This is a genomic window from Alkalibacterium olivapovliticus (assembly GCF_003003275.1).
Classification (GTDB): domain Bacteria; phylum Bacillota; class Bacilli; order Lactobacillales; family Carnobacteriaceae_A; genus Alkalibacterium; species Alkalibacterium olivapovliticum.
Genome location: NZ_PVTO01000002.1, coordinates 70,554 through 82,652 on the forward strand (window position 1 = coordinate 70,554; position 12,099 = coordinate 82,652).

Below are 12,099 nucleotides of genomic sequence, written 5' to 3' on the forward strand. Positions count from 1 at the left end.
TTGAAATGTATAACTCAAGAATAAATGTTCCTCAGATATCCTGTCTTGTTGCACACAACATTATAGCAATAAAAGTAAGTGAATTACAACTTTTTTTTATTTCTCTAACATATCTATGATGTCTTTGTGAGCATTTTTTGTCGCAAAGACGATATTATTATTTTGCAGCAGGTCTATTGGCTGATTATCAAACTGCGTTCCCGTCATGCCTAATTCTTCCATGAATAATAACCCCGGGGCAATATCCCATGGTTTTAGGTTAGATGCAATATAGGCGGACACGTTGCCTTTAGCTACTTCGATCGTTTCCAATCCAGCTGATCCAAGCATCCGAACCCCAAGACTTTCTGCTCCAATTTTTCTGACAGCGGGGTATTGATCTTTACACATTAAAGCAGAACTAGACGCTACTAAACCTTTAGATAGATTCAGATCAAGAGGTATTTCCAATTGTTGCCCGTTACAACGAACGCCGTCTCCTTTAGTTGAAGAATACAATTTATCGTGTGTAATATCATAGATATAGCCTAACTGACCTACACCCTCTGTATAAACAGCAATCATAACTGCAAAGTTCTCCTGCTGCATGACAAAGTTCAAAGTCCCATCAATAGGATCAATAAACCAGACCGTCCCGGTCAGATCTTTGACATCATCTCCGTACCCTTCCTCGCCAACTATTTTATCTTCCGGAAAGGTCTCTCTGATTTTTTTTACTAACTGTTCTTCGATTGATTTATCCATACGTGTCACTAAATCATTATCTGCTGTTTTTTCCTCAATATTCAAATCAGTATTTTTTTGTTCAATAATATACTCTTTAATTTCAACCAGCCATTTTTGGATCAGACTGTCTCTGTCTTTTAAATTCATTACATTCATTCCTCTTTTCTTTATCCTATTAGTGTAATAAAGTCCTGGTAAAATTGCAATATATAACTATGTATAGAAAGAAAGACCTCTAGTAAACTAAAGGCCTTTCTTTTGATATTACATATGAATAGGGAAACCTAGAGCTGCTTCAGCAGCATCCATAACTGTTTCACCTAATGAAGGGTGTCCATGAATAGTCATAGCCACATCTTCAGCATTCATTCCACTTTCAATAGCTAATCCTAATTCAGCGATGATATCAGACGCGCTGATTCCAGCCACTTGTGCACCAAGAATCACGTGATCATCATCTTTAGTCGTGATCAGACGAACGAAACCTTCAGTCGCGTTAAGTGATAACGCGCGACCATTTCCGCCTAATGGGAATTTAGTAACTTTAATGTCTAAGTCTTGATCTTTAGCTTCACTTTCTGTTAAACCAACAGAAGCGATTTCTGGATCAGTAAAGGCTACTGCAGGAAGCGCACGGTAATCTACCGCAACTTTCTTACCAGCGATAGCTTCAGCTGCTATTTTTGCTTCGTAGCTTGCTTTGTGTGCTAATGCTGCTCCAGGAACCACATCTCCGATTGCCCAGATACTTGGAACATTCGTACGTCCCTGATTGTCAACTTTGATTAAACCGCGATCAAGCATCTCAACACCAGCTTGTTCTAAGCCAAGCTCATCAGTGTTTGGACGACGACCGACAGTAACTAGAACGTAATCAACATCAAGAGATTTTTCTTCTCCTTTAGCTTCATACTTAACAGTTACACCATTGTCAGAGACAACAGCTTCTTTAGCAATAGCATCAGTGACAATGTTAACACCACGTGCTTTGAAGTTCTTCTCAACTAATTTAACCATGTCTTTGTCAAATCCGTTAAGAATTGAAGGTAATCCTTCTAATATTGTAATTTCAGTTCCCAAGTTAGCATAAACGCCTGCTAATTCAGACCCGATGTACCCACCACCAACAATTGCCATCTTAGCTGGGATCTCAGATAAGTTCAGCGCGCCTGTAGAATCTAATACACGATCACTAAATTTAAATCCTGGAATTTCAACCGGACGGCTACCAGTAGCAACAATCGCATTGTTGAATGAATAAGTCTGAGCATTATCTTCGCCCATTACACGTAAAGTGTTTTCGTCAACAAAGAATGCTTCTCCATCAAGAATTTCAACTTTATTCTTTTTAAGAAGACCTTCTACACCTTTAGTCAATTTTGAAACGACTTGAGTGTTTTTCCATTCTTGCGTTTTAGCAAAATCGATTTTAACATTTTCAGATGTTACTCCAAACGCTGTAGAATCTAATGACTCCTGGTATTTGTGACCAGCAGAAATCAATGCTTTTGATGGAATACATCCAACGTTCAGACAAACGCCGCCGATGTATTCTTTTTCAATAATAGCTACCTTCTGTCCCATTTGGGCTGCTCTAATTGCAGCAACATATCCTCCTGGGCCAGCTCCGATAACTACTGTGTCTAATTCAATTGCGAAATCTCCTACTACCATTTACGTTTCACCTTATCCTTCCATTAATAATAATTCAGGATCTGCTAACAGACGTTTCAATTCGTTCATCGCTTTTTGACCAGTTGCGCCGTCAATAACACGGTGATCGAAGACTAGTGACAATGCCAGCATTGGAGCAGCAACAACTTCTCCTTCATCATTTACAATTGCTTTTTTAGCAATACGACCTACGCCTAAAATAGCGACTTCAGGATAGTTGATGATTGGAGTGAACCAACCGCCACCGACAGAACCGATATTAGAGATAGAAATTGATCCATCAGCCATATCACTAGATTTCAATTTACCTTCATGAGCTTTTCCGCCTAATTCAGTGATTTCAGAAGCAATACTGAACATTGATTTCTTGTCAGCATCAGTTACAACAGGTACATATAGACCTTGCTCTGTATCAGCAGCAATTCCGATATTGAAGTAGTTTTTGTAAACAACTTCATCTGTTGTATCATCGATTGAAGAATTTAAAGCTGGGAATTTTTTCATTACAGCAATAACTGCTTTAACAACATAAGGTAAGAACGTTAATTTAACATCCTGCTCAGCTGCAATCGTTTTGAATTTCGTACGGTGTGCCATCAATTTAGTCACATCAACTTCATCGAACAGTGATACTGAAGGAATAGTCAATGAACTGTTAACCATCGCTTTAGAGATAGCTTTACGCGTTGTTGACATTTTTTCTCTTGTTTCTTCGTCAGAGCGTCCGGATTTGAAAGGCTTAGCTGATGTAGAAACAGATGGTGCTGAAGGTGCTGATGATTTAGTTGCTTTGTCTTCTGCTTTATCTTCAGAAGTTTCAGCTTTAACGCCTCCACCTTGCAGGAAGTTATCGATATCGTCTCTAGTTGTGCGTCCACCTTTTCCAGTTGCTTCAACCAGGCTGATATCTACATCTTTATCACGGGCATGCTGTCTAACTGAAGGCATAGCCAAGACACGTTTGCTTGGATCAGACGTTTTGACAACATCGCCAGAAGTTGCTCCTTCTGATTGAGCAGGATCCGTTTTTTCAGTTCCAGCAGCTGCTTCTTCAGAAGACATTTCAGTTTCAGAAGCTGCTGCTTCTTTAGAATCAGTTTCTTCTTTAGAGTCAGTTCCTTCGTCGTCGCTGCTTACGTCACCTTCTGCGTCGATCTCTACGATCGGATCTCCTACTGAAGCAACTGTACCAGGTTCTACCAAGAATTTTTTGATTTTTCCATCTACTGGAGAAGCTAATTCCTCAACTGATTTATCGTTTTGAATCTCTGCAATCGAATCGCCTTCTTCAACTGTGTCTCCTTCAGAAACTAACCAGCTTACGATTTCGCCTTCAGCCATTCCTTCCCCAACATCAGGGAGTTTAAAAGTAAAAGCCATTATTTTTTTCTTCCCTTCTATATTAAAATCTTTTGACATAGTAAAGTACTCAATAAGGAACAGTCTTTCTAATTACTCGAATGAGTTAAAAAGAGTGTCCCTTTTGAGTTTGGATTCAATTAATATTTAAAATTCCACAGTTTCTTTGATAGATTCTGTAATATCTTTAGCACTTGGTAACCAGATGTTTTCAACCTGTCCAAATGGATAAACGGTATCCGGTGCAGTAACAAAGCCGATTGGTGCTTCAAGTGACAAGATTGCGCGTTGAGAAACTTCAGAAATCACTGTATTTCCAACACCTGCTTGACGTTGAGCTTCTTGAACCATAACCATACGTCCTGTTTTCTGTACGGAATCTACAACTGTTTCATAGTCGATTGGAGAAACAGTACGTAGATCAATAACTTCTACTGATACGTCGTCTTTTTCTAACTGTTCAGCAGCTTTTAGAGCTTCACGAACCATGTAGCCATAAGCAACGACTGTTACGTCCGTTCCTTTTTTAGCGACATTAGCTTTGCCTAGAGGAATAGTATACTGTTCTTCAGGTACTTCATCACGGAATGAACGGTATAGCTTCATGTGCTCCAAAAACACAACCGGAGTTTCTTCACGAATTGCTGCTGTCAGTAACCCTTTAGCATCGTAAGGATTTGAAGGGATAACGACTTTAAGTCCTGGAGACTGAGCCATTAATCCTTCTAAACTGTCCGCGTGCATTTCAGGAGTGTGTACTCCACCGCCAAAAGGTGAACGAATAACAGCAGGCAAGTTTAATTTTCCACCCATACGGTATCTAGTACGAGCCATTTGACCAACGATTGAATCCATTACTTCGAATACGAATCCAAAGAATTGAATCTCCATTACTGGACGGAAACCTTGAACAGCTAAACCGAATGCCATTCCTCCGATTCCAGATTCAGCAAGTGGAGTATCATTGACACGGTCTTCACCGTATTTATCGAAAAGGCCTTGAGTTGCACGGAAGACTCCGCCGTTTTTACCTACGTCTTCTCCGAAAATCAAGACTTTTTCATCACGAGCCATTTCTTGATCAAGTGCTTCGGTGATTGCTTGAATCATTGTAAGATTCGCCATGATTATTTACTCTCCTTTGCTTCGTATTTCTCAATCTGCTCTGTAATATTTTGACCAGGCTCTTCAAACATGTTTTTCAGGAAGTCTGAAATCTGCATTTTAGGCGCTTGGTCTGCTTCTTTAGCAGCTTGTTTAATTTCTTCTTTAGTTTGTTCAATCAATTCTTCTTCTTGTTTTTCTGACCATAATCCTTTTTCTTCCAGGAATTTACGGAAGCGGATCAATGGATCTCTTTGTTCCCAGTAATCGAATGAATCTTGTTCACGGTAACGTGTTGGATCATCACCAGATGTAGAGTGCGGTCCGAAACGAGATGTGATTGTTTCAATCAATACAGGACCGTTTCCAGCTACAGCCCAGTCACGAGCTTGTTTCGTTACAGCGTAAACGGCTAATGGATCCATTCCGTCTACTTGAATTCCCGGAATTCCTGCAGCTGCAGCTTTTTGAGCTAATGTCATAGCAGCAGACTGTTTCTCACGAGGAGTAGAAATCGCATAGCCATTGTTTTGAATAAAGAAAACAACAGGCGCTTTGTAACGTCCGGCAAAGTTCATACCTTCGTAAACATCACCCTGTGAAGATCCACCGTCTCCAGTATAAGTGAATGTCACTTCGTCTTCTTTATTTGCTAATTTTTGTCCAACAGCATTACCCATTGCCTGGATAAATTGTGCTCCAATAATAATTTGAGGTGGAATTGCATGTAAATCATCTGGGTAGTTATTTCCTTCTACATGTCCACGAGACCACAAGAAAGCTTGAGATACTGGTAAACCGTGTTGGATCAATTGAGGTACATCACGATACCCAGGGTAGAACCAGTCTTGTTTTTTGAATGCGAAATGACTTGCTAATTGAGATGCTTCCTGACCCATAGTAGGTGCATAGAAACCTAATCTCCCCTGACGTGCAAGGGCCATCGAACGGTCATGAAGAACACGAGACCATACCATTCTTTTCATTAATTCTACTAATTCATCATCAGATAAATCTGGCATAATGTCTTTGTTGACGATTTTACCATCTTTGTCTAAAATTTGAACCATCGGAAATGAAGCTTCTACTGAACTTAGTAATGCTTCATAATCAACTGGTTGCTTTGCCATAGATTACCCATTCCTCTCTGTTTGTCTAATTAAATGTAACAGATGTTTTTTACTGTTACAATTTTATCCATTCCTTTATAAATCTATCATGATTAGGGTAGAAATGCAAGCGATAATCCCTAGGCAGGCCTAAGAAAAACCTTGATATAAAGGCGATTCCAGTTCGTTGTGACTATATGCACAATACGACTGTTACACTCTGTTTTCAGTCAAGATATTTAATCCTTACAAACAAAAGTAATACAGTGAAAAAAACTGTTATATAAAAGAGCTCTACTGCATGATTTTGTACTACTAAGATTTTTCTCAAGGAATTAAATGTGATTGTTTTCACTATCTATTATTAGAATAGTTTTACTTTATCTGTCATTGTATTTTAAGATGCGACTTGACTCCAAACCTGTTAAAATAATAAAAGAGTTCTATAATACGAGGAGGTATGATGATGATAACAATGAATGAAGTTATAAGAGAAGGACATCCAACACTTAGAAAAAAAGCGGAACCCCTGACGTTTCCACTGGATTCCAGCATGACTGAATTGGGAGAAGAACTGCTGGCGTTTCTAATTAACAGTCAGGATCCTGAAATAGCTGAAAAATACGAACTAAGACCGGGTGTCGGTATAGCAGCACCTCAAGTAGATGTTTCAAAAAGAATGGTTGCTGTGCATGTACCGTCACAGGATCCTGAAAGTTCTGATCCTGAGTTCAGTGCAATACTCGTTAATCCAAAAATTGTCAGTCATTCTGTTCAACAGACTTGTCTGTCAGATGGTGAAGGGTGTCTATCTGTCGACCGTGAAGTACCCGGATATGTCCCCCGTCATAAAAGAGTAACTTTAGAGTATTATGAACTAACCGGAGAAAAGAAAAAAGTGCGTTTAAGAGACTTCCCGGCTATCGTCGTGCAACACGAAATCGATCATTTAAATGGTGTTATGTTTTACGACCATATAGATCCTGAAAATCCTCTGGCTCTTCCTGACAATATAGAGGTCCTGGGATCTGAAGAAGAGTAGAAAAAAGAAGTGCGAGAATGATCCGCACTTCTTTTTATTTGCTTACTTTGATTTCTTCTGCAGGATCGACAGGTTCTCTCAACTGTTTTCTCTTCTCCTGCTGGTATTGTACAGCTTCCAGCAGCGGAATCATGATGGCTGCCACGAAGCCTCCTGCAAATCCATTATTGTATAAATTAATTCCGCCATGCAGGTAACCAGTGTTACTCACGACGCTAAGGTGCAAAGCCCCAGCTAAAATACCAATCAGTGTCCCGTACCGTCCGGCTATTGGTGCTATAGTAGTTCCAAACAACCCTGCTATGACAACTGATGTTGCACTCATATCATAATCATTTAAAAATCCCATCAATGTAACACCGATCAATATCGGCAGTACATTTCTGATATGTTTGCCGAAAGCTCCAAAACCGACCACAGTCAATATTCCACCGATAGAAGGACCGTTTAACTCTCCCCCGTGAAACAGGACATAGAGCGTAGATATATAGCCCAACAGTGCCATATTGATAAGCGTAACACTAAAGCCATTCGTTTTCAGGAAGTCTGTCGACAATTGACCTGAATGTTTTAAAAGGGCACTGTAACCATTTAAAGTCCATGAGTTTAAGTATAAGCCGCTTATGAGCATAAATGTAAACAAAGATAAAAATATAATGGTAAAGGCCTGATTGTTACCGCTTGAAATTACTGAAACGGGTTCAATATTTCTACCTGTACTTCTGAGTAAGGATGTAAACATAGTCCCTACAACTCCACAGGTAAACCCTACGTTGTAGACACTAAACCCTTTGGTAAATCCGACAAAATGTTTAGCTAATGGAGGGATGACGAATCCGGCGATAAAGCCAAATAAGTAGCCATAGAAAATACCCAGAGGAAACGGCAAGCCAATATTAAAGGTGATTTCACTGACAAGTGGACCTAAAGCGGTTCCAAACAAGGCCGCGAGAAGTGATTTTTCAGCCGGTACTTCTGTAACTCTAGCATAAGCAAAAGCTCCAATTACGATCGGCATCGAATTATATAGATTCTTTCCGAAAAAAGAAAACGCGGCAACAGTAAAAACAGCCGCAATGATAGGACCGTTGACTTTTGCTCTGGTCATTCGTATAACGCCAATGGAATGAACCGTCAATAGCGCAGAATTGCATAATGTTGCGCCTACATTTGCTAATGCAAAATAATCAGTTGTCAAATTAGCTGGTGAAGTCAAAATAGTGATCATACCGGAGTAAATTTCCAGAGGGGTATTAAAAACAAAAGCTAATGAAGCAAACAGTAAAGCAATACTCAATAAAAAACCATATTTCACATTTTGAGAAATGACATCATGCTGTGTAATATACAACTGGTTTTCTGAAATCACTTATGCTTCTCCTTTTTTTAGCGTACAGGACACTTTGATCTTGTATGGAGATAGACGGGCTCGAACCGACGACCTCTTCGCTGCCAGCGAAGCGCTCTCCCAACTGAGCTATACCCCCAAAATGACACTTTTTAATTATTACTGAAAGACAGTTAAAAGTCTATTGTTTCAGTAAAATAAAGTGTCTTTATAAAGCGCTTTTTCACAAGTTTGACACAATTATCTATTCTTTTAAATAAAACCTAACTCTTTCAGTGCAGCATGAATTCCATCATCACTGCTGCTTCTTGTAACCATGTCAGCGACCTCTTTCACTTCCTCCTCGGCATTCCCCATAGCTATTCCCATACCCACGTTTTTTATCATTTCCATATCATTAAAGCCGTCACCAAATGCCACTATATTTTTATTATCTATATCCAGATGGTTCGCTAACCTTTGTATAGTGAGATATTTTGACCCATCAACCGGTAAAACATCAACTCCAGATTTGTGCCATCTCACAAACCTAAATTGGTCAAATCCGCGTTCTTCGTATATAGAGGCCTCTTCTTCGGTATAAAAAAGCAGACATTGGACAAGTGATTGTTTCTGATAAAACTTTTTATCGTATTCTGGTACGGGGAAACCGACAAAAGTCATTCCTTTTTCCACTCGCTGATTAGGTTTTCTGTTTCTTCTCTTCAGTTCGTCAACCGTTTCATAAACCATCTGATGTTGATGTTCATCAGCTAGTTCTATCAAGTCATCCAATTCTTTTTTATTTAAATAATTTGTATAGATCGAGTCATTTTTGTAGTATGCAGCTGCTCCATTACAGACAATATAGTTTTCAATATTCAGTTCTTTAATCACATCTGAAGCCATCGTGCGGTTACGTCCAGTCGCTATGGCGACTTCGTGTTCAAGGGACAATAGTCTTACTGCTTCCTTGGTACTCTCAGGTATAGTCTTATTCTCATCTAGCAGTGTCCCATCGATATCAAATACAAACAATTTATTACTTTTCAATTCTACACGTCCTTTTCAATTTAACTCCTCCCCTACTATATATAAAAAAAGTGTTCTTCTCAATGACAAAACTTGCAGGCGACACCTCTTTCATGAAATTTCCTTTCCTATACTTATTATTTTCATTATGGTAAAATATTTATAGCAGTGACTATTCGTCACTAAACAGACCTGATGAGATTAATCATGATTGAATAGATTCATTAGCAAACTGAAAATTATATTAAATAAGGAGACCAATGATGAAACCAAATATTAAGAACAATGAAACTGCCGTATATGCACTCGGTGGTTTAAATGAAATAGGCAAAAACACATACGCTGTGCAATTTCAGGACGAAATCATTCTGATTGATGCCGGTATTAAATTCCCCGAGGACGATCTGTTAGGCATCGATTATGTTATTCCAGACTACTCATACCTGATTGAAAATCAGGACAAAATCAGAGGTTTATTTATCACACACGGTCACGAAGACCATGTTGGCGGTATCCCTTTCCTTTTAAAACAATTAAACATCCCGATATATGCTAATAAATTGGCACTTGCTCTGATTAGAAATAAATTAAATGAACATAATCTCCTCCGTTCTGCTACTCTTCACGAAGTTAACGAGGATTCAGTGATTAAATTCCGTAAAACAACTATCTCATTTTTCAGAACAACTCACAGTGTTCCGGAGTCTTACGGAATAGTAGTGAAGACGCCAAATGGAAATATTGTTCAAACCGGAGATTTCAAGTTTGATTTCACCCCTGTCGGCGAGCCAGCCAATCTTCACAGAATGGCTAAAATCGGTGAAGAAGGTGTTTTGGCTTTACTGTCTGATAGTACAAATGCTGAAGTCCCTAATTTTACTAAATCCGAACAAGTTGTTGGTGAGTCAATCCGTAATCTAATGAACAAAATTGACGGGCGTATCATCTTCGCAACGTTTGCCTCCAATATCTCCAGAAGTCAGCAGGTTGTGGAAGCAGCTGCCAAAACGGGCAGAAAAATTGCTGTATTTGGCCGAAGTATGGTTACTGCAATGGAAACCGGTCAAGAATTAGGGTACATCCAAGCTGAAGAAGGCACGTTTATTCATCCAAACGAATTAAAAAAATACAAAGCAAATGAAACGCTGATTTTATGTACTGGCTCTCAGGGTGAACCTATGGCAGCGTTAAGTCGTATTGCTAACGGAACGCATAGACAGATATCCATCCAACCTGGTGACTCTGTCATCTTTTCTAGTTCTCCTACCCCTGGTAACACTGTTAGTGTCAATCGTGTCATTAACCAGCTACTTGAGGCAGGAGCAAATGTTATACACGGTAAAATTAATAATATTCATACATCGGGTCACGGTGGACAGGAAGAACAGAAACTGATGCTTCAATTGATGAAGCCCAAGTACTTTGTTCCTATTCACGGTGAACACAGAATGCAGAAAATTCATTCCAAGCTCGCTCAAGACACTGGTGTTCCTGAAGAAAACTGTTTCGTCCTGGATAATGGACAGATTGTTGCGTTCACCGAAGAATCTGCGAGACGTGCTGGAGATTTTGATGCTAAAGACGTTTACGTAGACGGCAGTGGTATTGGTGATATTGGCAACGTCGTTCTCAGAGACCGTAAATTATTATCAGATAACGGATTAGTGGTTGTCGTTGCCACCATAGACGTCAACAAAAAAGAGGTTTTAGCCGGTCCAGATATTATCTCAAGAGGATTTATTTATATGAGAGAATCTGAAGAGCTGATTCAGACTGCACAAACAGTTGCCTTCAAGAGCATTCAGAAATCGTTCGAGCATGATCAAGTTAATGAATTTAAAATGAGAAATGATTTGATAGATGCTGTGAAATCATTCCTGTTTGCAGAAACTGAAAGAAAACCGATCATATTACCAGTTATCTTAACTAATTAAAACCAAAAAGGTTAGAAGGAATAGTTCGTTCATTCCTCCTAACCTTTTTTCTGTTCTCTATTCGTCATTACTCATTGAACACTTTCCTTAAAGAGAACAATTGACTGATGCCGGTCAATTTAAGGAGAATGTTGGATTCGACAGGTAGTTCCTTAGTCTTGTACTAAATCGTGTCTGAACGCGTATATAGCTACTTGAGTACGATCTTCAACATCCAGTTTAGATAGTATATTCGATACATGAGTTTTGACTGTTTTTAACGTAATAAACAATTCATCTGCAATCTCCTGATTAGTATAACCTTTTGCTATAAGCTGAAGGACTTCATTTTCTCTATTGGTCAGTAATTCATGAGGGTATTGTTTAGATGATTCTTCCTTCTTTTCTTCCATAATCGAATTGACTTCTTCTTCAATGTAATTCTGTCCATTATATGTTTCTCTTACCGCACGTGCAATTTCCTGAGCGGTAGATGTTTTAAGAATATACCCACATGCACCAGCCTGCATAGCAGGATACACTTTTTCATCATCAATAAAGCTGGTCAGTATCATGATTTTAGCTTCTGGCCATTTCTTCATGATAATCTGAGTAGCTTCGGTCCCATCCATTACCTCCATTACCAGATCCATTAAAATGATATCCGGTTTTTGAGACAAGGCAAGTTCTACACCGATTTCTCCATTTTCAGCTTCAGCTACTACTTCGAAATCTTCCTGAATTGAAAAAAATGACGATAACCCAAGTCTCACCATTTCATGATCATCTACCAATAATAATCGAATCATTCCT

Annotated in this window: 10 protein-coding genes and 1 tRNA gene; 2 read left to right on the top strand and 9 right to left on the bottom strand. The window is 39.1% G+C overall.

Features of this window, described 5'->3' with window-relative positions:
* Window positions 1–96 precede the first annotated feature (96 nt).
* The 5 genes from CLV38_RS01325 to pdhA all read right to left on the bottom strand — a co-directional run bounded on the left by CLV38_RS01325 (window position 97) and on the right by pdhA (window position 5,993).
* Window positions 97–873 (bottom strand): inositol monophosphatase family protein, encoded by a 777-nt coding sequence (locus tag CLV38_RS01325; protein WP_106190502.1) that lies wholly within the window; start codon window positions 871–873, stop codon window positions 97–99.
* Between the two features lie 117 nt (window positions 874–990).
* On the bottom strand, window positions 991–2,400 hold the full coding sequence (lpdA, locus tag CLV38_RS01330) for a dihydrolipoyl dehydrogenase (protein ID WP_106190505.1): 1,410 nt from the start codon (window positions 2,398–2,400) through the stop codon (window positions 991–993).
* Window positions 2,401–2,412: 12 nt separating this feature from the next.
* Window positions 2,413–3,819: a dihydrolipoamide acetyltransferase family protein gene (locus CLV38_RS01335; RefSeq protein ID WP_281260029.1), complete on the bottom strand. Its 1,407-nt coding sequence runs from the start codon at window positions 3,817–3,819 to the stop codon at window positions 2,413–2,415.
* 87 nt (window positions 3,820–3,906) lie between these two features.
* Window positions 3,907–4,884 carry an alpha-ketoacid dehydrogenase subunit beta gene (locus CLV38_RS01340; protein WP_106190508.1) on the bottom strand — a complete coding sequence of 326 codons (978 nt, stop codon included), beginning with the start codon at window positions 4,882–4,884 and terminating at the stop codon, window positions 3,907–3,909.
* A gap of 2 nt (window positions 4,885–4,886) precedes the next feature.
* Window positions 4,887–5,993, bottom strand: a complete 1,107-nt coding sequence (gene pdhA / locus CLV38_RS01345; RefSeq protein WP_106190511.1) for a pyruvate dehydrogenase (acetyl-transferring) E1 component subunit alpha — start codon at window positions 5,991–5,993, stop codon at window positions 4,887–4,889.
* Between the two features lie 445 nt (window positions 5,994–6,438).
* Between pdhA and def the strand changes: the two genes are divergently transcribed.
* A complete protein-coding gene (gene def / locus CLV38_RS01350; RefSeq protein WP_106190513.1) occupies window positions 6,439–7,014 on the top strand; it encodes a peptide deformylase in 576 nt (191 codons plus the stop codon).
* Between the two features lie 34 nt (window positions 7,015–7,048).
* Here the strand turns inward: def and CLV38_RS01355 are convergent, their stop codons facing one another.
* The 3 genes from CLV38_RS01355 to CLV38_RS01365 form a co-directional block, all read right to left on the bottom strand.
* Window positions 7,049–8,383: a DUF1576 domain-containing protein gene (locus CLV38_RS01355; protein ID WP_106190515.1), complete on the bottom strand. Its 1,335-nt coding sequence runs from the start codon at window positions 8,381–8,383 to the stop codon at window positions 7,049–7,051.
* Between the two features lie 45 nt (window positions 8,384–8,428).
* Window positions 8,429–8,501, bottom strand: a tRNA-Ala gene (locus CLV38_RS01360).
* A 113-nt stretch (window positions 8,502–8,614) separates the two neighbouring features.
* Window positions 8,615–9,394 carry a Cof-type HAD-IIB family hydrolase gene (locus CLV38_RS01365; RefSeq protein WP_106190518.1) on the bottom strand — a complete coding sequence of 260 codons (780 nt, stop codon included), beginning with the start codon at window positions 9,392–9,394 and terminating at the stop codon, window positions 8,615–8,617.
* Window positions 9,395–9,636: 242 nt separating this feature from the next.
* On the opposite strand from CLV38_RS01365, the gene rnjA reads away from it, so the two are divergent.
* Complete coding sequence (rnjA, locus tag CLV38_RS01370) at window positions 9,637–11,307, top strand: ribonuclease J1 (protein ID WP_106190521.1); 1,671 nt, start codon at window positions 9,637–9,639, stop codon at window positions 11,305–11,307.
* A 152-nt stretch (window positions 11,308–11,459) separates the two neighbouring features.
* On the opposite strand, the gene CLV38_RS01375 is transcribed toward rnjA, so the two are convergent.
* A complete protein-coding gene (locus tag CLV38_RS01375) occupies window positions 11,460–12,095 on the bottom strand; it encodes a response regulator transcription factor (RefSeq protein ID WP_106190524.1) in 636 nt (211 codons plus the stop codon).
* Between the last annotated feature and the right edge of the window lie 4 nt (window positions 12,096–12,099).